At 71.6% G+C, this 19,294-nt stretch carries 18 protein-coding genes and 3 pseudogenes; 9 read left to right on the top strand and 12 right to left on the bottom strand.

What is annotated here, in order from left to right; all coding sequences use genetic code 11:
• Positions 1-79 precede the first annotated feature (79 nt).
• Positions 80-1,969 carry an FUSC family protein gene (locus FCI23_RS09465; protein WP_136723009.1) on the bottom strand — a complete coding sequence of 630 codons (1,890 nt, stop codon included), beginning with the start codon at positions 1,967-1,969 and terminating at the stop codon, positions 80-82.
• Between the two features lie 71 nt (positions 1,970-2,040).
• Between FCI23_RS09465 and FCI23_RS09460 the strand changes: the two are divergent.
• A pseudogene (locus tag FCI23_RS09460) lies at positions 2,041-2,783 on the top strand (ATP-binding cassette domain-containing protein).
• On the opposite strand, the pseudogene FCI23_RS09455 reads toward FCI23_RS09460, so the two are convergent.
• The 4 genes and pseudogenes from FCI23_RS09455 to FCI23_RS09440 all read right to left on the bottom strand — a co-directional run.
• Positions 2,717-3,478, bottom strand: a pseudogene (locus tag FCI23_RS09455) (aminotransferase class V-fold PLP-dependent enzyme); the annotation flags it as partial. The pseudogenes FCI23_RS09460 and FCI23_RS09455 overlap by 67 nt on opposite strands.
• Before the next feature lie 27 nt (positions 3,479-3,505).
• Positions 3,506-4,207: a L,D-transpeptidase family protein gene (locus FCI23_RS09450; RefSeq protein WP_136723049.1), complete on the bottom strand. Its 702-nt coding sequence runs from the start codon at positions 4,205-4,207 to the stop codon at positions 3,506-3,508.
• 5 nt (positions 4,208-4,212) lie between these two features.
• On the bottom strand, positions 4,213-4,701 hold the full coding sequence (locus FCI23_RS09445) for a glutathione peroxidase (RefSeq protein ID WP_136723008.1): 489 nt from the start codon (positions 4,699-4,701) through the stop codon (positions 4,213-4,215).
• A gap of 133 nt (positions 4,702-4,834) precedes the next feature.
• A complete protein-coding gene (locus tag FCI23_RS09440; protein ID WP_136723007.1) occupies positions 4,835-6,472 on the bottom strand; it encodes an ABC-F family ATP-binding cassette domain-containing protein in 1,638 nt (545 codons plus the stop codon).
• Between the two features lie 66 nt (positions 6,473-6,538).
• Between FCI23_RS09440 and ddaH the strand changes: the two genes are divergently transcribed.
• The 3 genes and pseudogenes from ddaH to FCI23_RS09425 form a co-directional block, all read left to right on the top strand.
• Positions 6,539-7,315: a dimethylargininase gene (gene ddaH, locus FCI23_RS09435; RefSeq protein ID WP_136723006.1), complete on the top strand. Its 777-nt coding sequence runs from the start codon at positions 6,539-6,541 to the stop codon at positions 7,313-7,315.
• 117 nt (positions 7,316-7,432) lie between these two features.
• Positions 7,433-8,407: an acyl-ACP desaturase gene (locus tag FCI23_RS09430; RefSeq protein ID WP_136723005.1), complete on the top strand. Its 975-nt coding sequence runs from the start codon at positions 7,433-7,435 to the stop codon at positions 8,405-8,407.
• A 15-nt stretch (positions 8,408-8,422) separates the two neighbouring features.
• A pseudogene (locus FCI23_RS09425) lies at positions 8,423-8,584 on the top strand (zinc carboxypeptidase); the annotation flags it as partial.
• A 93-nt stretch (positions 8,585-8,677) separates the two neighbouring features.
• On the opposite strand, the gene FCI23_RS09420 reads toward FCI23_RS09425, so the two are convergent.
• Positions 8,678-8,920, bottom strand: a complete 243-nt coding sequence (locus FCI23_RS09420) for a GNAT family N-acetyltransferase (protein ID WP_136723004.1) — start codon at positions 8,918-8,920, stop codon at positions 8,678-8,680.
• A 330-nt stretch (positions 8,921-9,250) separates the two neighbouring features.
• Here FCI23_RS09420 and FCI23_RS56270 point away from each other — a divergent pair, with 330 nt between their 5' ends.
• Positions 9,251-9,394, top strand: a complete 144-nt coding sequence (locus tag FCI23_RS56270) for a hypothetical protein (RefSeq protein ID WP_169316735.1) — start codon at positions 9,251-9,253, stop codon at positions 9,392-9,394.
• A gap of 201 nt (positions 9,395-9,595) precedes the next feature.
• On the opposite strand, the gene FCI23_RS09415 is transcribed toward FCI23_RS56270, so the two are convergent.
• The 3 genes from FCI23_RS09415 to FCI23_RS09405 all read right to left on the bottom strand — a co-directional run bounded on the left by FCI23_RS09415 (position 9,596) and on the right by FCI23_RS09405 (position 12,235).
• Positions 9,596-10,108 (bottom strand): methylated-DNA--[protein]-cysteine S-methyltransferase, encoded by a 513-nt coding sequence (locus tag FCI23_RS09415; protein ID WP_136723003.1) that lies wholly within the window; start codon positions 10,106-10,108, stop codon positions 9,596-9,598.
• Complete coding sequence (locus tag FCI23_RS09410; RefSeq protein ID WP_136723048.1) at positions 10,105-11,595, bottom strand: AlkA N-terminal domain-containing protein; 1,491 nt, start codon at positions 11,593-11,595, stop codon at positions 10,105-10,107. Before FCI23_RS09410 ends, FCI23_RS09415 begins: the two co-directional genes overlap by 4 nt.
• A gap of 76 nt (positions 11,596-11,671) precedes the next feature.
• Positions 11,672-12,235 (bottom strand): TIGR03086 family metal-binding protein, encoded by a 564-nt coding sequence (locus tag FCI23_RS09405; protein WP_136723002.1) that lies wholly within the window; start codon positions 12,233-12,235, stop codon positions 11,672-11,674.
• Positions 12,236-12,571: 336 nt separating this feature from the next.
• Here FCI23_RS09405 and FCI23_RS09400 point away from each other — a divergent pair, with 336 nt between their 5' ends.
• Positions 12,572-14,527 carry an ABC transporter ATP-binding protein gene (locus FCI23_RS09400; RefSeq protein ID WP_136723001.1) on the top strand — a complete coding sequence of 652 codons (1,956 nt, stop codon included), beginning with the start codon at positions 12,572-12,574 and terminating at the stop codon, positions 14,525-14,527.
• 6 nt (positions 14,528-14,533) lie between these two features.
• Here FCI23_RS09400 and FCI23_RS09395 read toward each other — a convergent pair whose 3' ends face one another.
• Both FCI23_RS09395 and FCI23_RS09390 read right to left on the bottom strand, forming a co-directional pair.
• Positions 14,534-14,833, bottom strand: a complete 300-nt coding sequence (locus tag FCI23_RS09395; RefSeq protein WP_136723000.1) for a hypothetical protein — start codon at positions 14,831-14,833, stop codon at positions 14,534-14,536.
• Between the two features lie 264 nt (positions 14,834-15,097).
• Entirely contained in the window at positions 15,098-15,907 is an 810-nt protein-coding gene (locus tag FCI23_RS09390) for a class I SAM-dependent methyltransferase (protein WP_136722999.1), read from the bottom strand.
• Between the two features lie 330 nt (positions 15,908-16,237).
• On the opposite strand from FCI23_RS09390, the gene FCI23_RS63030 reads away from it, so the two are divergent.
• Together FCI23_RS63030 and FCI23_RS09380 are read left to right on the top strand one after the other, a co-directional pair.
• Positions 16,238-16,549 (top strand): ATP-binding cassette domain-containing protein, encoded by a 312-nt coding sequence (locus tag FCI23_RS63030; RefSeq protein WP_136722998.1) that lies wholly within the window; start codon positions 16,238-16,240, stop codon positions 16,547-16,549.
• A complete protein-coding gene (locus FCI23_RS09380; RefSeq protein WP_136722997.1) occupies positions 16,459-16,734 on the top strand; it encodes an Ig domain-containing protein in 276 nt (91 codons plus the stop codon). The genes FCI23_RS63030 and FCI23_RS09380 overlap by 91 nt, the downstream gene beginning before the upstream one ends.
• Before the next feature lie 136 nt (positions 16,735-16,870).
• Here the strand turns inward: FCI23_RS09380 and FCI23_RS09375 are convergent, their stop codons facing one another.
• A complete protein-coding gene (locus tag FCI23_RS09375; RefSeq protein ID WP_136722996.1) occupies positions 16,871-18,094 on the bottom strand; it encodes a carbohydrate-binding protein in 1,224 nt (407 codons plus the stop codon).
• A 149-nt stretch (positions 18,095-18,243) separates the two neighbouring features.
• Here FCI23_RS09375 and FCI23_RS09370 point away from each other — a divergent pair, with 149 nt between their 5' ends.
• Complete coding sequence (locus FCI23_RS09370; RefSeq protein WP_246143582.1) at positions 18,244-19,119, top strand: PaaX family transcriptional regulator; 876 nt, start codon at positions 18,244-18,246, stop codon at positions 19,117-19,119.
• Positions 19,120-19,294: the final 175 nt, after the last annotated feature.

Genomic DNA, 19,294 nt, shown 5'->3' with positions numbered 1-19,294 from the left:
AGGAAGGAAGGGCATCCCAGCCGAAGGGGAGGTAGCTGGAGCGACCCGGACAGGCCCTACGCCCTCCGCCCGGCCCGGGTCAGGCGGCTGCCGCCCGGATGCGGCGGAGTTCGGCCACTACGTCGGCGAGGGTCTCGCATTCGGGGGCGGTGATGAACTCCTGCACCGTTGGGCCACCCGTGCCGTCCAAGGTGGCGGCCAGGGCGGTGAGGACGCCGGTGACCTCCCGGGCCTCGCGTTCGCTGGGCCGGGGGGCGCCGTGTTCGATGCGTACGGCGCAGGCGGTGGCGGCGTCGACGATGCGTTCGGCGGCAGCGACGACGGGTACCCAGTCGACGGTGCGGCCGAGTTCGGCGGCTGCGGTATCGGCGGTCGCACGGGCCTCGGCGAGGGCACGGTAGGCGGCGCGGCGCAGGGCCATGCGCTCCCCGCTCCGCTCGCTGGCGGAGACGGTGAGGATGTGGTCGAGGTACCGCTCGGTGCAACGCAGGGCGGTGCCGACCCGCAGGCCGGCCCGGGCGGCCGGGTCGACGAGACGGGGCAGGTGTCCTATGAGGAGGACGATGCCGCAGGCGATGACCGTGTCGGCGAGGCGGTTCCCGGCGGCCTGGGTGTCACCGCCGACGGAGACGAAGGAGAGCACCAGCACGGTGACGACGGCAGTCTGCAGGGCGAAGTGCCGGGTCGCGACGGGCACCAGCGCCCCGCCGGCCGCGGCGGCGACGGCGGGCCACCAGCCGCCGCCGAACGCGGCAGCGAGCCCGGCGAAGACGAGCACGCCGACCGCCGTACCGACGAAACGATTCACCACCCGGGAGAAGAGCGGCCCCATGTCGGGCTTGACGAGGAAGGCGGCGGTCGCCGGCAGCCAGTACCAGTGGTTGGCCCGGAGGGCGAGCGCCACGGACGCGCTGGCAGCGACGCAGAGGGCGACCCGGAGGGCGTATTCGCGCCCGGCGGCGCCGAGGACGCGCCAGCGGACCCGGGAGCGTGCGGGAGCGGATGGCAGGTCGGCCGCGGAGTGCTCCGGCGTGGTGCGGGCGAAGACCACGGCGGCGTCCAAGAGGGCGCGGTCGAAGGCGGCGCGGGCCGCCGTGCTGGCCCCGGGCGCGGGGAGGGGCCCGGCGGGGGAATGAGTGCGGATGGCCGTGGCCAGGCGGCGGGGGCCGTCGGAAACGCGGGGCGGGAGCGGGCGGGCCTCCCAGAGGAGGGCTACGGCGGCTTCGCACAGGGCGGTGGCGGCGGCGTACCGTTCGATGAGGAGGCGGTCACCGGGGGTGAGGAGGCGCCGGAAGAGGCGGTGCAGCCGCATGGCCTCTTCCGCGCGGTCGAGGGCGGCGGTGAGACGGCGGCGGGCGGGTACGGCGCCGGGGGTGCCTACGGCGGCCAAGGCATCGGCCAGGGCGTCGAAGACGGTGGCGAGGGTTGCACGGCCGCCGTCGAGCGTCCCCGGCGGGCGCAGAACGAGTCGGAGCAACAGCAGCCAGCCGGCGCCGCCGAGAAAGCAGAGGGCCTTGAACCAGGCCGGCCCCGGCAGCGGCATACCCATGCCGATGATGACGGCGACCAGCAACTGCATCCCGGCGGTGGAGCACACCGGCCCCACGACACTCACCGCGCCGGACACCAGCCCCACCACGAAGATCACCGGTATCGCCCACCACCCGGCGGCGACCGTGGCGGCCGTGCCGCCGAGGAGTACACCGGCGGTCCCGGCGAGCGCCGGCAGGCCGATGTGCACGATGCCGTTACGACGCGTCCCCGGCCGGTCGTTGACCCCGGCCAGCATCGCGCCGAGCGCGGCCAGCACACCGGCCGCCGGGTGCCCGGTACCGATCCCCACGCCGAGCAGCGGGCCCGCGGCGAGCGCACCGCGCGCCACCGCCGCCCAGGGCACCGGCAGTCGCTGCCAACGCAGCGGGTGCGCGAGCCAGGCGGGCAGCGGACGGCGGCGGAAGTCGCGGGGCATGGGCCTCTCCGTGTCGCGGGTGCGGAGCGGACGGGGCCTACGGGGCGACATCGGCCAGAGGCACGCCTTCAATGGTACGGGGCACGCGTTGCCGCCCGGTGACGATCTCCGTACGGCACTGCCATGCTGGGCCCATGACTGACCGGAGCGTCATCGGACCACCGCCAACCACGCCCACAGGAGTGCGGCTCGAGACGCTCGCACTCGGCCAGTACGCACGTGGCGGCACCCGCGAGGTGCTGCGTGAGGTGTCGCTCCACATCGCCCCGGGCCAGGTCACCGCGATCGCCGGCAGCAGCGGCGCGGGCAAGACCACGCTCCTCGAAACCCTGGCCGGGATCCGCCGCCCCGCCTCGGGCCGGGTCCTGCACGAGGGGGCGGACCCGGCCGCGCTGCGTTCGGCACTGGGCTTCGTCCCGCAGGACGACATCATCCACCGCGAACTGGCGCTCGCCCGCACCCTGGAGTACGCGGCCCGGCTGCGGCTGCCCGCCAACACGTCCTCCGGCGAGATCACGGCAACCGTAACGCGGGCACTGGAGACCCTGGGCCTCACCGAGCGCGCCCGGCAACGGTCGGCTCGCTCAGCGGCGGCGAACGCAAACGCGCCAGCATCGCCGTGGAACTCCTCACCCGCCCCCGGGTCCTGTTCCTCGACGAACCGACCTCCGGTCTGGACCCGGCAACCGGCGCCGGACTCATGGCGGCCCTGCGGCAGTTGGCCGAACGGGGCACGACCATCGTCCTCCACGGGCGGCGCAGCCGGGCCAGCGCTTCCCGGCGGGCGATGAGGCAGCCGATGCCGGTGGGGTAGCCGAAGACTTTGTACCAGCTGATGGCGGTGAAGTCGGGGCGCACCCGGCTGAGATCGAGCCGGTTGGCGGGGGCGTAGGCCGCGGCGTCGAGCAGCACATCGTAGCCGTGTGCGTGGGCGGCGGCGATCCACTCCAACGGGTGCTGCACGCCAGTGAAATTGCTCTGCGCGGGGAAGGCAAGCAGGCCCCGGTGGCGTCCGCCGAGAACGCCGCGCCCGCCGAGCGCCGCGTAAAGCGCGCTGTCGGCCACCCGCAGTCCGGGGCCTTCCAAGGGTACGTAAACGGCGCGGGCGCCGCGCGAGCGGGCGTATTCCCGGAGGCCGTTGACCGAGTTGTGGTTGTCGATGGGCAGTACGAGGCGGGTGCGGCGGCTGAACGGGTAGGCCTCGCCGACCAGGCGTAAGGCGCCGGTGGCGTTCGCCGTGAAGATGGCGGCGTACTCGGCCGGGTCCGCGTTGAAGTGCCGCAGTACGGCGGCGCGGGCGCGGGCGACCAGGGCCTCGGAGGCGGCCGAAGTCGGGTTCTCCGAATGCGGGTTGCCGTAGCAGTCGGCGGTTATCCGGTGCGCCTGGGCGTGCACCTGGGACCGGGCGGGCAGCCCGGCGCCGGTGTGGTCGAGGTAGATGTGATGGTTCTCGTCGAGGTAGCCGTACTCGGTGGCGCGAAGTTCCGCGAAGGACCGCAAGTCGAACATGTAGTCACAATAAGGCCATCGGAATGCTCAGTAGCGAGTAATCCGGGTCGCCCCCGAGGTCGTACCGATGGCGATGTACGGAGCCGAGTCGGGGTCGGCCCACTGCAGGATCCGGCGCATCGCCGACGCGGGGACGGAGACACAACCGGCGGTCGCGTCTTGGCCGTTGACGTGCAGGAAGATCCCGGCACCACGCTTCTTGACCGGTTTGTTATAGTTGAAGCCGATCACAAGTGCCCAGCGATACTGCTCGGGGTAGCCGATCAGGTGCTCGGACTCCTTGGCCGCGCAGTCCTTCGGGAGGCTGTTGACCCAGCGGTTGTACGAGGTGGAGGCGTTGTCCTCACACCACCAGGACTTCTCGGTGACCTCCCGGTACGCGACCCCGGTCCCGGCCGGCGCCCGGTCGGCGCCGAAGGCGAACGGCAGGTCGTACAGCCCGGTGGGCGTGGTCGAGGTGCTCTGCTTGCGGGTGCGGCCCTCGGTCAGGCCGTTGGCGCCGAAGCGGGCCTCGGCGGAGCCGATCCGGGACCAGGTGCCGCCCGCGTTCTCCCACCAGATGACCTCGCCGGTGGTCGAATCCTTGCCGGGCGCCTCGGCGGTGATCAGCTGGTCGCCGCCGCCGGTGTCGGCCATCCGGGCCGGGAGCGGCTCGCTCACGGCCGGGGCCGCGCCGGCCGTACTGGCGGTCACGGCCAGTACGGCGGCGCAGACAACGGCGGGGCGGATGCCGCTCAACGCGGAAGGTTCGCCTCGATGGCGGCGACGACCTCGTCCGCCTCAGGCTCGGTACGCGGACGGAAGCGGCCCACGACCTGCCCGGATCCGTCAAGCAAGAACTTCTCGAAGTTCCACTGGACGTCGCCGGCTTCCCCCGCCGCGTCGGTGGTCGCGGTCAGCTCGGCGTAGAGCGGGTGCCGGTCCTCGCCGTTGACGTCGGTCTTCTCGAAGAGCGGGAAGCTCACCCCGTACGTCGCGGAGCAGAAGGTGGCGATCTCCTCGGCCGTGCCCGGCTCCTGGCCCGCGAACTGGTTGCTCGGGAAGCCCAGCACGCTGAAACCACGGTCGGCGTAACGCTTCTGCAGGCGCTCAAGGCCCTCGTACTGCGGGGTAAGACCGCATTTGGAGGCAACGTTCACAATGAGCAGGGCGCTGTCGCGGTAGTCGGCGAGGGAGGCGGGCTCGCCGGTCAGGGTGCGCAGCGGAATGTCGTAGAGACTCACGGGCAAACTCCTCGGTACCAGGACGCGGACGGACCGCATGTCGTCCGTCTCAACCCTGCGGACAGGCCCGATCTTCCCACGGCCGACCCCGGATCCAGGTGTCCGGCGCGGCGTCAGCCTTCCAGCGGGCGCGTCACCGTTCCGTGACCTGCCCGGAGTCGAGTTCGATCCGCCGCGTGGTGTGCACCGCGTCCAGCATCCGGCGGTCGTGGGTGACCAGCAGCAGCGTGCCGTTGTAGGAGCCGAGGGCGGACTCCAACTGCTCGATGGCGGGCAGGTCGAGATGGTTGGTCGGCTCGTCGAGTACGAGGAGGTTCACCCCGCGTGCCTGGAGCAGCGCCAGCGCGGCGCGGGTCCGCTCGCCCGGTGAGAGGGTGGCGGCGGGGCGCAGCACATGGGCGGCCTTGAGCCCGAATTTCGCGAGCATGGTTCGAACCTCCGCGGGCGGGAGCTCCGGTACTTCGGCGCCGAAGGCGTCGAGGAGTGCCTCACCGCCGTAGAAGAGCAGGCGCGCCTGGTCGACTTCCCCCACCACGACTCCGGGGCCCAGGGCGGCGCCTCCCGCGTCCAGTGGGGTGCGGCCGAGGAGGGCGCCCAGGAGTGTCGTCTTGCCGGAGCCGTTGGCGCCGGTGATGGCGACCCGGTCGGCCCAGTCGATCTGGAGGTCCACGGGGCCGAGGGTGAAGCCGTCGCGGCGGACCTCGGCGGCGCGCAGGGTGGCCACGACGGCGCCGGAGCGGGGTGCGGCGGCGATCTCCATCCGCAGCTCCCACTCCTTGCGGGGCTCGTCGACGACGTCGAGGCGCTCGATCATCCGCTCGGTCTGGCGGGCCTTGGCGGCCTGCTTCTCGCTGGACTCGGCGCGGAGCTTGCGGCCGATCTTGTCGTTGTCGGTGGCTTTGCGGCGGGCGTTCCTGACGCCCTTCTCCATCCAGCTGCGCTGGGTGCGGCCGCGGGCTTCGAGGGCGGCCTTGGTGTCGGCGTACTCGTCGTACTCCTCACGGGCGTGCCGGCGGGCGGTCTCGCGTTCCTCCAGATAGCCCGCGTATCCGCCGCCGTAGGTGTTGACCTGCTGCTGGGAGAGGTCGAGCTCGACGACGCGGGTGACGGTGCGGGCGAGGAACTCGCGGTCGTGGCTGACGACGACGGTGCCGGCCCGCAGCCCGGCGACGAAGGCCTCCAGCCGCTCCAGGCCGTCGAGGTCGAGGTCATTGGTCGGTTCGTCCAGCAGGAAGATGTCGTAGCGGCTGAGCAGCAGGGACGCGAGTCCGGCGCGGGCGGCCTGGCCGCCGGAGAGCGAGGTCATCGGCTGGTCGAGGCCGATGCTGAGGCCCAGCGAGGCGGCGACCTCCTCGGCCCGTTCCTCCAGGTCGGCGCCGCCGAGCGCGAGCCAGTGCTCCAGGCCCTCGGCGTAGGCGTCGTCGGCGCCCGGGGTCTCGTCCATCAGCGCCTGAGTCGCGGCGTCGAGCGCGCTCTGCGCGGCCTCCACGCCGGTTCGCCGGGCGAGGAAGGCCCGTACGGTCTCGCCCTCGCGGCGCTCCGGCTCCTGTGGCAGATGGCCCACGGAGGCGGTGGGCGGGCTCAGCCGCAGGGTGCCCTCCTCGGGTGCGTCGAGGCCCGCGAGCATCCGCAGCAGGGTCGACTTGCCGGCGCCGTTGGCGCCCACGAGCCCGATGACATCCCCCGGGGCGACGACGAGGTCAAGGCCGGAGAAGAGAACACGGTCCCCGTGACCTGCGGCAAGATTTTTGGCAACAAGAGTGGCACTCATCAGGGAGCCGATCATATCGGCCCACGTACGGCCCCCGACATCCCCCGACCTGAGGAGAGGTTCACCATGGCCAGCAGGAAAGCCCTGGTCCGACGCCCCAGCCCGCGCCTCGCGGAGGGCCTGGTCACGCACATCGACCGCAGGCCGGTCGACGCCGCTCTGGCCCTCGGGCAGTGGGAGGCCTACGTCGGCGCTCTGCGCGCCCACGGGTGGGAGACGATCGAGGTGGCCCCCGCCGAGGACTGTCCGGACGGCGTCTTCATCGAGGACACCATGGTCGTTTACCGCAATGTCGCCCTCATCGCCCGTCCCGGTGCCGGTTCCCGCAGGCCGGAGATCCCGGCCGCCGAGGAGGCCGTCGCCGCTCTGTGCCTCTCCGTCAACCGGGTCCGCGAGCCCGGCACTCTGGAGGGCGGCGACGTCCTGAAGATCGGCGACACCCTCTATGTCGGCCGCGGCGGCCGCACCAACACGGCGGGTATCCGCCAGCTGCGGGCCGCCTTCGAGCCGCTCGGCGCCCGTGTCGTCGCCGCCCCGGTGACCAAGGTCCTGCATCTCAAGAGCGCTGTCACCGCCCTCCCCAACGGCACCGTCATCGGCTGTACGCCGCTCGTCGACGATGTGTCGCTCTTCCCGCACTTCCTGCCCGTGCCGGAGGAGTCCGGGGCGCATGTGGTGCTGCTGGGCGGCGGCAAACTGCTGATGGCCGCGAGCGCGCCCAGGAGCGCCGAGCTCATCGCCTCTTTGGGCTACGAGCTGGTCCTGGTCGACATCAGTGAGTTCGAGAAGCTGGAGGGGTGCGTCACCTGCCTGTCGGTGCGGCTGCGCGACCTGTACGTCTGACAGTCTGTGGGAGCGTCCTCGACGAGGACAGTTGCCATTCCGACACCTATTAACTTACGGTGGCGTAAGTTACGTGCCCGTAGGTGGCGTCTATCTCTATCCCCCCAGGAGCCCAGCGTGACCGTTGCCCCCCCGTCCCAGTCCCAGCGCACCGGATCGGACGCATGGAGCGACACAAAGCTGCTGTATGCCCTGGAAGAGGTCGTCGAGCGCGAGCTCAACAGGCATCTGAAGGCCGCGAAGGAGTGGATGCCGCACGAGTACGTGCCGTGGAGCGACGGCCGTAACTTCGACGGCATCATGGGCGGCGAGGCATGGTCGCCGGAGCAGTCGAAGGTCAGCGACATCGGCCGGATAGCTCTGGTCGTCAATCTGCTGACCGAGGACAATCTGCCGAGCTACCACCACGAGATCGCGACGCTCTTCGGCCGCGACGGCGCCTGGGGCACCTGGGTGCACCGCTGGACCGCCGAGGAGGGCCGGCACGCCATCGCCATGCGGGACTATCTGCTGACCACCCGCGCCGTGGACCCGGTGGAGCTGGAGCGGTTCCGTATGCAGCACATGTCGGAGGGCTTCGAGTCCGACAACGCGCACAGCATGCTGCACACCGTGGCCTACGTCGCCTTCCAGGAGCTGGCCACCCGCGTCTCGCACCGCAACACGGGCCACGAGTCCGGCGACCCGGCCTGCGACCGCATGCTGGCCCGGATCGCCACCGACGAGAACCTGCACATGGTCTTCTACCGCAACCTGCTGGGGGCGGCGCTGGAGCTCGCACCCAACCAGGCCATGGGGGCTGTCCGCGATGTCGTGGTCGGCTTCCGGATGCCTGGGCACGGCATGCCCGGCTTCGAGCGAGCGGCGGCCCGGATCGCGATCGGCGGCATCTACAATCTGCGGATCCACCACGACGACGTGCTGCTGCCGGTGCTGCGGCACCTGAAGGTGCTCGAGGTCTCCGGCCTCGGCCCCGACGGGCTGAAGGCGCAGGAGGAGCTCGGCTTCTTCATGGGCGAGCTCGACGCGCAGGCGTGCAAGTTCGACGAGCGGCGTGCGGCCCTGCTGGCCCGGCGGGCAGCGCGGGCCTGACCCGCTGCGGTACGCACCTTCGAGATGTCCCCGGGGGCGAGCGGCTCATCGGGCTTCTACCCGCCCGACGAGGTGATCGCGGCCCAGACCAGCCGCAACCGGGAGGCGGTGCTGCGGCTCCTGGAGACGGCGGACTGCATGGACCGGGTCATCGGCAAGGAGCAGACGTACTGCTGACGCCATGACGGCATGACGGCATGACGGCATGACGGCATTACGGCATGACGCTGCGGCGGCCCCGGTGGCCGCCGCAGCACCGCCCGTGGTGGCCTAGCCGGCCGCCCCGAGATCGCGGATGTACCGCCGCTCCGTCGCGCACGGCTGATAGCCGCAGCCGGCCAGACTCCCGCCCTTGTCCGCCACCAGGAACCGGTACCGCCGCGCGGCGGGCGCGCCCGCGACCTGCCAGGCCACGCCTTCGGGCGTCGTCACCATGTACGGCACCGCCGCGCGTACGATCCCGGCGACGGCCGCGGCATCCTCGGGACGGAAATCACGCACGTTGAATGTCATGGGCGCGGACATTACGCGGCGGCCGGCCGGGCCGCCTCTCAATTAGGGCCGGACAGGCCCTAAGGTCGCAGCGTGGACAGCACTACCGCCCTGCGGCACCATCTGGCGGGCCTGAGCGCCGAGCAGTTGGCGCGCGTCCTGGAACAGCGGCCGGCCATGGGGCGCTGAGAAGGCCGCGTTCGCTGATGGAGCTGGCGACGTCCCTGGTCAACGAGTTGACCGCCGTGGAGGCCCTGCTGCGGGTGACTCAGCCGGAACTGCAGCTCCTGCGCGCCGCCGTCTTGCTGTCCGAGCGGCAGGAAGGGCTGACCCAGGCCGAAGGGGAACGCCTTGCCCCAGCAGCGCACCGCCGCCAACCACGCCGCCGGCCAACGCCCCGCCGCCGGTTCGGACGACGCCGTCACGCTGGCCCGGAAGCTGCTCGGGTCCCCTGAGGCGGGCCGGCGGCCAGGTCCGTACTTCGCAGGTCGCTGATTCCGATGCCCTCCGGCCCCGATCGCCGCCCATCCCTGACCGCCAACGATCAGATATGAGACCGCGAGCGGCTGAGTTCGCTCGATGTCAACCGATAGCGATCAGTCGAGCTTCACGAACGAGTGACCTGCGAAGTGCGGGGCCAGGTTCCGTGCGCCCCGAGCCGGAGGCGGAGGCGGAGGCGGAGTCGGAGGCGGAGAGTCAGCCGAGTTTCGCCGGGACGGCGCCCTCGTGGGCGAGCAGGATCTCCTTACGGTCAAGGCCGCCCGCGTAGCCGGTCAGCGAGCCGTTGGCGCCGATGACCCGGTGGCAGGGGCGGAGCAGCAACAGCGGGTTGGCGCCGATGGCCGTGCCCAGTGCACGGACTGCGGCCCGGGGGACGCCGATCTGCTCGGCGAGCTTGCCGTAGGTGGTCGTGGTGCCGTACGGAATGGTGTCCAGGGCGGCCCAGACGCGTTCCTGGAAGTCCGTGCCGCGGGTGGTGTACTCCAGATCGAAGTCGCGCCGTTCACCGGCGAAGTACGCCCGGATCTGCGCGATGATCTCGGTGAACGCCACCGGGTCGTGCCGCCAGCCGGGCGCGACGATGGCGGCGCCTTTCTGGCCGGGCATGGAGAGCGAGGCCAGGGCCACGCCGCCCTTCGCGGTGGCGGACTCCTCGCCCACGAGCAGAAGCTCGCCGAGCGGGCTGTCGATCGTCGTGTGGACCATCATCGGTCGTCATTCCTTTCCTTGATACTGCTGCTGATACCGCTCGTGCTCTTGGCGTTCCACAGGTGGTGCGTCGCGTAGGTGCGCCAGGGCCGCCAGCCCCCGGCGTCCGCCGTCGAGGCCCCGATCCTCTCCAGACCGGCCCGGACCGCGGCGTCGCCGGTGAGGAGAACGTCGGGGTCGCCCAGGGCGCGCATCCGGATGTAGCCGGCGGTCCAGGGCCCGATTCCGCGCAGGCTCAGCAGATCCTCCTCGGCCTGGTCGCGGTCGGCGCCCGGGTCGAGCCGGACCGTGCCGTCGGCGAGCGCCGCGCTGATCGTACGGAGCGCGACGCGGCGCGAGTCCGGCATCCGCAGGTCCGCCAGCGGGGCCTCGGCCAGCTCGCCGGTCTGCGGGAACACATGGGTCAGTCCGCCGCTGGGCGCGGGCAGCTGTTCGCCGTACGCGGCCACCAGCGCGTTGCCCAGTTTCTGCCCCGCCGCCACCGAGACCTGCTGCCCGAGCACCGCCCGTACGGCCAGCTCGTGCTCGTCGGCCGCGCCGGGCGCCCGCAACCCCGGGCGCCGCTCGACCAGGGCGCTGAGCAGGGGATCCGCGCCGAGTCGCTCGGCGACGGCGTAGGGGTCGGCGTCCAGGTCGAACAGGCGCCGCACGCGCTGGGTGGCGGTGGTCAGGTCCCGCAGCTCGCTCAGATGCAGCCGGCACTCCAGCCAGCCGCCCTCGCCGGTCCGCTCGCGGATCTCCGCGATGCCGGTGCCGTGCGGCAGCCGCAGCGTGCGGCGGTAGGTGCGGCCACCGGGCTCGCCGGTGAGCTCCTCGATGCCCGCGATGGCGCGCCGCCCGAGGTAGTCGAAGAGCTCGGTGCTCGCGTACGGGCCCCGGTAGGCGAGCCGCAACGGCACCCCGCCCGGCCCGCCGTCACGGGCTGTGCGGCCCTGGCGGGCGGCGCGCAGTTCACTGGGCGTGCCGGCGTAGATGGTTCGGATGGTGTCATTGAACTGCCTTACGCTCGCGAACCCGGCCGCGAAGGCGATTTCCGCCGACTGCAATTGCGTGGTCCGCAAGAGCACTCGCGCCGTATGCGCCCGCTGCGCCCGGGCCAGCGCCACCGGTCCCGCGCCCAGCTCCGCGTTGAGTTGCCGCTGCACCTGCCGGGCGCTGTATCCCAGCCGTGCGGCGAGCCCCGCCACCCCCTCGCGGTCCACGACACCGTCGCCGATCAGCCGCATCGCGCGGCCGACCACATCGGCCCGGGCGTTCCACTCCGCCGAGCCCGGCACCGCGTCCGGCCGGCAGCGGCGGCAGGCGCGGAACCCCGAGCCCTGGGCGGCCGCCGCCGTCGGGTAGAAGCGGACGTTCTTACGTTTGGGGGTGACCGCGGGACAGCTCGGCCGGCAGTAGATCCCGGTCGTGGCGACGGCGAAGAAGAACTCGCCGTCGAACCGCCCGTCCCTGCTGCACACCGCCTCGTATCTGCTCTCCTCGTTCATCACGTCACCCAGCGTGCGGCATCCGGCGGCCTGGCGCTGGCGGAAATCGGACGTGACGTTTTCGGCCGGACAGGGCCTAAGGGCGGCGCCCGAGCAGGGCCACCAGCCGGTCCTGGGGGGAGGCGGAGTCCGGCACCGGTACCGGCGGGGCGAAGACACCGAACCCCTGCCAGCTGCCGACGGCGGGCGCGACGTTCTCGTGGACCGCCATGACCAGTTCCTCGTCCAGCGGCTGGTCGTCGCCGGTGCCGCGCCCGAGGTCCCAGGCGTGCACCGTGAGGTCGGTGATCATCTGCCAGGCGTAGTCGGCGGCCGGTGTGAGCCCGCTGCTGGTGTGCACATCGCTCTCCAGCGCGCCGGGCCGGTGGAACGCGGGGCGGGACCCGGCGGCGGCCCGCTCCCAGGCCCGTACGGGATGGTCGCCGAGCACATCCCCGTCGTAACGGTCGCCGACCTCGGCGAGGGTCGCACCGCGCAGCAGCCAGGGCGCCCAGAGGTGCTCACTGGTGAGGTGGTTGACGAGGTCGCGCACCGTCCAGCCGGTGCAGGGGGTTGGCGCCGTCCACTGGTTGTGCGCCACGTGGTGTACGCGCCGGTCGAACTCGCCGAGTGCTTTGTCGAACGCGTCGAGCAATTCCATGGGCCCAGTAGATCACTGTCCGTCGTCCGCGGAACCGCCGCGCCGGTGGGTGAACGCGAAACTGCTCATCAATCCGATCGTACGATCGTGCACTCACGTATTCATACCTATGTGCGCGGGAAAGGCTTTTCGCTGCCTATCCGGTTCACGACGCTCTTGCGGGCGCTCAACAGGAAATCCCCACCTGCCGCGGTCGATCCCCCGTACGGGGCGCGGAACAGGGCGCGCACGAGCTCCCGTGCGACCTGTCGCGAGGTGTGAAACCCCCGCCACCATGAACAGTCGGCCTTCACACCGCCACATCCGCGTCCCACTCCTCACCCGTACGGGGGCACCATGAGAATCGGCATCCGCCGCCGCTCCGAGCAGAAGCCGGAGCCGGCCTCGGAGAGCGAGGAACTGCTCTTCGGCGGCCGGCTCCGCTACGACACCGGCTGGTCCCAGCACGAGAAGGCGTTTCTCGACCTCTCGCTCGTCGGCATGGCCCGCAAGCTGCCCAGCCTGGTCGGCGGCACCATCCGGCTCGCCTGGCGGGCTGACCGCGGGGCCCTCATCACGGTAGGGGTCTGCGAGATCGGCCAGGGCATCGCCCAGGCCGTCGGCCTGGTGGTGACCAACCGCATCCTGCAGGCGCTCTTCGCCGCCGGCAGCACCGAGGAGCGACTGCGCGCGGCCCTGCCGTCACTGGTCGTCGCCGCCACCGTGGCGGTCCTCAACGCCGTCCTCGCCTCGGGCTCCACCGCCGGAACCGGCCGGCTGGAGCCCAAGGTGGAACGCGTGGCGACCGAGCAGTATCTCGACCGCGCGGCCCGGGTCGAGCTCTCCGCGATCGAGGACGCGCAGTTCCACCGGCTGCTCGATTCCGCCCAGTTCGGGTCGCAGTCCGCGCGCCGGATGATCGGCGCCTGTGTGGCGGCCCTCAATGGCATCTTCGCCTTCGCCGCCGCCGCCGGCGTACTCACCGTCCTCCACCCGGTGCTCCTCCCCCTCCTCGCCCTGATCGCCCTTCCCCGCAGCTGGGGCGCCCTACGGGTCTCCCGGCGCCGCTACGCCTCGCTCCAGATGTGGATCGAGCACGCCCGCGCCGGACGGCTGATCGGGTCGCTCCTCACCGAGAACTCCGCCGCCCAGGAGGTACGGGTCCATGGCGTCGGTCCGTTCCTCCTCGGACACTTCCGCACCATGTCGGAGGCCTCCGAGGCCGAACAGACCCGCCTCGCCGACGACAAGGCCGGCACCGAACTCTTCGCCGCCGCCCTCACCGGCGCCGCGTCCCTGGCCACGTACGCGGCGCTCGCCGGGCTGCTGCTCACCGGCCGTATGCAGTTCGCCGTCGCCGGCACCGCCGTGTTCGCCATCCGCACCGGATCGGCCAGCCTCGCCGCTCTGGTGATGCACGTGAACCAGCTCTACGAGGAAGCCCTGTTCGTCGCCGACCTGGAGAAGCTCATCGCAGAGGCCGACCGGCGCGCCATACCCACCGGAGGTCTCGACCTCCCCTCCCAGCCCAAGGAGATCCGCTTCGAGAACGTCACCTTCACCTACCCCGGCCGCGACATCCCCGCCCTGGACGACGTGACGCTGTCGATTCCAGCCGGCGCGGTCGTCGCCCTCGTCGGCGAGAACGGCAGCGGCAAATCCACCCTCGCCAAGCTCCTCGCCGGGCTGTACCACCCCGACTCCGGCCGCATCGCCTGGGACGGCATCGACTCCGCCGCCGCCGACCGGGACCAGCTCTTCTCCCGGATCGCCCTCGTCACCCAGGACTTCCAACGCTGGCCCTTCACCGCCCGCACCAACATCACCGTCGGCCAGCCCGGCGCCCCCACCACCAACGGCCGTCTCCAGCAGGCCGCCGACTACTCCGGGGCCGACTCCGTCATCGACGCCCTCCCGAACGGCCTGCGCACCCTCCTGGCCCGCCAGTTCCAGGGCGGCGTCGAGCTCTCCGGCGGTCAGTGGCAGCGCTTCGGCATCGCCCGGGCCCGCTACCGCGCCGCCCCCGTCCTCATCTGCGACGAACCCACCAGCGCTCTCGACCCGCGCGCCGAGCTGGAGACCTTCGACAAGATCCGCGGCCTGGCCGCCCACGGCCAGACCGTCATCCTCGTCACCCACCGACTCAGCAGCGTCCGCGACGCCGACGTCATCTACGTCCTCCACCACGGCCGCCTCGTCGAACACGGCTCCCACGAGGAGCTCCTCGCCCGCCCCGGGGGCCGCTACCAGGAGCTTTTCCAGATGCAGGCCGCCCGCTACCAGGCCTCGCCGGTGTCGTACGAGCCGCAGTAGCGGGTGTCAGCCCGGCAGCCCGCTCCTGGGGGCCCGCTTCAGCTTGCCGAGACCCTCCGACAGCCTCCCCACCGACCGGCGCAACGACTTCGCTTCCTTGTCCCCCGGCTCACCCGCCGGCAGATTCTCCGCCAGCGCCCCCAACTGCCCGGCCAGCCGCTCCACACTCCGGGCGAACTGCTCCCATGTCGCCTCCCGTTGACCGCCGGGTGAACCGCCCGGGCCTGGCCGCTTGTCGGCGGGCCCGGACGCGGGGGCGGGGGCAGGAGTGCGGGCGGGTACGGCCCGGGATGCGTTGGGTGCCATGAACGTCGCGTGCGGCACGCTTTTACGAGAAGTAGCCACGACCGCATTCTCTACAGCACCGACCGCTCCCGTAGCCCAAAACCCGCCGAATCCATCCGTACGGGGCATGCTCCGTACGAATCGTGCCCGAAGAGCGGCTGACCGGGCCTTCCGGGCAGGCAGCCGCTACCCGGTGACCTCACGCGCCCACGGCGGCGGCAGCCGCGCGCCGCCGAGGACGGGCAGGCCGGCCGCCGCCAGCCGCGTACGCCACCTCACGGCCCGTCAGCCGTCCTGCCTGAGGCCGATGGTTGAGTAGGTGAGGGGATTGCGGACCACCAGCCGCGGGTCGGCGGCCAGCAGCGCCAGCTCGTCCAGCTGGGCGGCGCTCATCCCGGCGGCGAGGAAGTCGCCCCGGGCCTGGGCGATATTCACAGCTATCAGCAGCGCCCCCGCGGTGCCGCCCGGCCAGGATCGCGCGTACACGACGGTGTCGACCCCGGCCAGGCCTTCGGCGAGCATGACGGAGTGCACCCGGCCGGCCCAGGTGGGGTCATTGCCGTGGGCCGGCAGCACCCGCTCCACCAGCGCGTTGTGGTAGGTGTCGACCAGCGCCGCCGCCTCGGGCGTGGGCGCCGCCAGCACGCTCTTGCGGAATGTGGTCTCGAAGTCCTCGACGACCAGCGCTCCGCCGGGAGTAAGAGCGGCGGCGAGGCGGCGTAGGATCTCACGGCGCTGCGGGAGGTGCAGGAGCACCAGGCGGGCGTGGATGACGTCCCAGGGCCCCTCGGGGACCGGTTCGGAGGCGAGATCGTGCCGGAGTACCTCGAAGCCCGCACCGGGCTTGAGGTAGCGGGTGTTGATGTCGGCCGCCAGCACCCGGCCGTACGGGCCGGTGGCGCCGGCGAGCCAGCGGGCGATGCTGCCGCCGCCGGCGCCGATCTCCAGGCAGGCCCGGCCGGTGAGGTCGCCGAGCCCGGACAGCCGGGAGACGGTCAGCTCGTCGAGGACCTCGGCGAGGTGATCGTGCCGGGCGGCGGCCTCCGGGTCGTTGTTGTCGAAGGCGTACGACGGTTCCTCGGCCGAAGCGGTCACCGGGTCTCCTCAGGTTGCGGAACTTGTGGGCATGAGCCCGAAGTCGACAATGTCCTCCGGCGTCATGCCCGGTCCGATGACCCCGGCGCTCCGCAGCTCGGCGATGGCCCGGCTCACCCGGGCCCTGCGCCGGAGGTGCCGTCTCCGCCGCATCCCGCGACACCCACGAGCAGCACGGCGCCCGGTAATGTCATCGGCGCGCGGGCATTCCTGATCGTGCGGATCACAAGGCCTCCCTGCGAGGGAACTTGGAGCATATTGCCGTGCGGGGCCGGCCGGACAGACCATTTTTACGCCTACCTGCCAGCGGCGAATCCTTGGAGCCGGGAAATGATCCAGTTGCGCGCCGTGTCACGGACATTCTCCAGTGCCAGAGCCGCTGTCGAAGCGCTCCGCGATATCGAACTTCACGCGTCGGAGGGTGAATTCGTGGCCGTCGTAGGACGTTCCGGCTGCGGCAAATCCACCCTCCTGCGCCTGATCGCCGGGCTGCTGCCACCGTCGTCGGGCGAGGTGCTGATCGACGCTGCGCCGGCCATTCCGGCCGGTAGCTGCGCCGATGCGAACAGCAAGGCCCAAGTCTGGCCTACGACGCCACCGGCCTGCCCGACGCACTGGCCGTCGACCACGAGACCGGCGTGATCTCCGGCACCCCGACCAGGACCGGCGACTTCACCCCCACCGTGACGGTGAGCGCCGGAGCCGGAGCCGAGGCCGAGACCGGCTTCGCCTGGAGCGTTATCGCCTCCGGCGGCGACTTCTTCGTCAACCCGGGCGACGTGCCGATCCCCGACGGGGTGATCCGGTCGAGTCTCCGCTCGTCGTGACCGGCCGTGCCGGCAACGCCCCCGGCCTTCTGGCCGGCGTCCCCGGGGCACGACGCCCATGCCGGGCGAAGGAATGGTGAGGCCGCCGCCACGGGCTTTCCCGGCGGCGGCGGCCTCGGCTACAGGGGCGGGGGCCTCAGCAGGTGCCCTCGTCCTGCCAGACACCCCACACGCCGGTGGTGCCGGGCTCCTCGCCCTGCGTCCACCACTTGGCCTTCCACTTGTGGCCGTTGTGCGCGACCTCGTTGCCCGCCGTGTAGATGGCGGTGCTGGTCCATTCCGCGACGGTGCACGCGGAGGTGGGCGTAGGCGTGGGGGTCGGGGTGGTGGTGGGCGGGGTGGCACCCGCGAACTTCACGGAGTACTTGCTGAAGTCGTAGGCGGACTGCGTAACGCTGCTGCAAGTGCCCGAGGTGGTGCCGTTGTTGTCGGCCGGGGTGCACTGGCGGTCACGGTTGACGGACCAGAAGGTGAACCGGGCCATGCCATGGCTGGTGGCGTAGTCCAGGACGGTCTGGAAGTCGGCCTGGTAGAAGTACTCGCCGCTGTCGCTGCGGCCGTTCATGCCGGAGAAGCCCTCATGGGCGTAGGCGGTCGCGGCGCTCCAGCCGAAGGTGGACTGGAGGATGGTGTTGAAGTTGGTCAGCGCGCTGGTCTGCGACGAGGCGCCGCTGAAGCCGCCGTCGAAGGGCATGATGGAGTAGTTGTTCGGAGTGAAGCCCTGTGATTTGGCTTCGTTCAGCATCTGCGTCCCGAACCAGCCGGTGCCGGCAGCGGTGCCGGCCGTAGTCACCGAGATGTAGATCCCGGGGTTGTTCGCCTGGAGGATCTTCGCGGCGCCGATCTCGTTGTGGATGGCGGCGGTGTTCTCGTACTCCGGCTCTTCGAGGTCGAAGTCCATCGCCTTGAGGCTGTACTTGCTGATGACCTGCTGGTACGCGGCGGCGGTCGCCTCGGGCGTACCGCAGGTCTGGCCCAGCTTGGTGCCGCCGTAGCCGCCGACCGATGCGGAGACGTCGCCGCCCTTGGCCCGTATCGCGGCGATTGTCGAGGCGACCGCCGTGTCGGAGGAGACCGGGGCCGTGCCGCCCCAGGTCGGCGAACAGCCGCCGCCGCTCGGCGCCAGGATGAAAGCGAGCTGGAAGGCTTTGAGCCCGGTGGCGTCCATGACGGCACCTGCGTCGGGCGGGTTGTTGTCCAGCGGCATCAGGTAGGGCGCCGCGGCATACCAGTTGCTGCTGAGCGCGGCCGGGCTGACGGTGGCGGCGTGACCGGCGGTGGCGACTGCGGTCAGCGCGGCCACGGCGAGCGATGCCGCCGCCGCGGCGGCGGCGAGGGGCTTGAGCTTACGGAGTTGCAAGGGTGCCTCCGGGGGGATGAGGGCTGGCTGCGCCCACGCGGAGATGGTCCAGACCAATCTCCGCCCCAGGATGCCGCTTCTGACGCAACCACGTCAACGGATTGGACTGGACCATTCCGGCCGAACGCGGTGGGTTCTACGCTGGCCCTGTGACCAGCCCTGATCAGGTGAGCCCCGAGCCGTCCGGAGCGAAAGCCACGGCCTCCCCGCGGCCCCAGTCGCTGATGCTCAGCTTCTTCGGCATCCACGCCCTGGGACAGGGCACCGCCCTCGCCACCGGCAGCTTGATCGACATCTTCGCGCGGGCCGGGATCACCGAGGACGCCGTACGGTCCACCCTCACCCGGATGGTCAACCGCGGCCTGCTCGAGCGCCACCGGCAGGGCCGCAAAATGTACTTCGGGCTCACCCCGCGCGCCGCCGCGGTACTCCAGGACGGCCACGACCGGATCTGGCGAACCGGCGCCGTCAACCGCGACTGGGACGGCACCTGGACTCTGGTGGGCTTCTCCCTCCCCGAGGCATGGGGCCGTGAGCGCCACGACCTGCGCTCCCGCCTGGTGTGGGGCGGCTTCGGGGCGCTGCAGAACGGCCTTTGGGTGGCCCCCGGCACCGTGGACGTACTCGCCCTGGTCGAGGGACTGGGGCTGGACGCCCACCTCAAAGTCTTCCGCGGCGCCGCGGCCGGCGAACCCACCGACGCCCGCACGGTACTGGAAACAGCCTTCGACATCGACGACATATCCGAGGGGTACCACGCCTTCCTGGAGCACTGGAGCCACCCCGTCCCGGCCAACGGCGCCATCGACGACCTGGCCCGCCAGCTCCTCCTGCACACCGACTGGCTCGGCCTCGTACGCCGCGACCCCCACCTCCCCGCCGAGCACCTGCCGGCCGACTGGCCGGCGGCCCGCGCCGAGGAGCTTTTCCAGTCCCTGGCCCACCGCTACGCGGGGCCGGCCCGCCGCGAGGCCGCCCGGCTGCTCGACACCATTGCGGTCCCGGAGGCGGGCGCCGCCCGCTAGGGAGTGTCCGGTCCGGCCAACGGCCGGAGACGGCCCTACGGCCTCGTTCATGCGGTCCTCACAGGCTTCCGCAACAACCTTGGGCATTCTATTGACGGCCGTCGAAAATCAGCCTTACATTCGTCGCGCCCGTCCCCCGCGCCCGTGCCCGCACCTCGACCGCACCAGGGAAGCC

This window comes from Actinacidiphila oryziradicis, assembly GCF_005047355.1.
Lineage (GTDB): Bacteria > Actinomycetota > Actinomycetes > Streptomycetales > Streptomycetaceae > Actinacidiphila > Actinacidiphila oryziradicis.
Note: the sequence above shows the minus strand (reverse complement) of the source record. Positions and strands in the feature narration are given on the sequence as shown.

Excerpts from the sequence above, each read along its gene's own strand:
- FCI23_RS09465 (WP_136723009.1), bottom strand. The coding sequence starts at position 1,969 with ATGCCCCGCGACTTCCGCCGCCGTCCGCTGCCCGCCTGGCTCGCGCAC.
- FCI23_RS09440 (WP_136723007.1), bottom strand. The coding sequence starts at position 6,472 with ATGAGTGCCACTCTTGTTGCCAAAAATCTTGCCGCAGGTCACGGGGAC.
- ddaH (WP_136723006.1), top strand. The coding sequence starts at position 6,539 with ATGGCCAGCAGGAAAGCCCTGGTCCGACGCCCCAGCCCGCGCCTCGCG.
- FCI23_RS09420 (WP_136723004.1), bottom strand. The coding sequence starts at position 8,920 with ATGACATTCAACGTGCGTGATTTCCGTCCCGAGGATGCCGCGGCCGTC.
- FCI23_RS09415 (WP_136723003.1), bottom strand. The coding sequence starts at position 10,108 with ATGATGGTCCACACGACGATCGACAGCCCGCTCGGCGAGCTTCTGCTC.
- FCI23_RS09410 (WP_136723048.1), bottom strand. The coding sequence starts at position 11,595 with ATGAACGAGGAGAGCAGATACGAGGCGGTGTGCAGCAGGGACGGGCGG.
- FCI23_RS09405 (WP_136723002.1), bottom strand. The coding sequence starts at position 12,235 with ATGGAATTGCTCGACGCGTTCGACAAAGCACTCGGCGAGTTCGACCGG.
- FCI23_RS09400 (WP_136723001.1), top strand. The coding sequence starts at position 12,572 with ATGAGAATCGGCATCCGCCGCCGCTCCGAGCAGAAGCCGGAGCCGGCC.
- FCI23_RS09395 (WP_136723000.1), bottom strand. The coding sequence starts at position 14,833 with ATGGCACCCAACGCATCCCGGGCCGTACCCGCCCGCACTCCTGCCCCC.
- FCI23_RS63030 (WP_136722998.1), top strand. The coding sequence starts at position 16,238 with ATGATCCAGTTGCGCGCCGTGTCACGGACATTCTCCAGTGCCAGAGCC.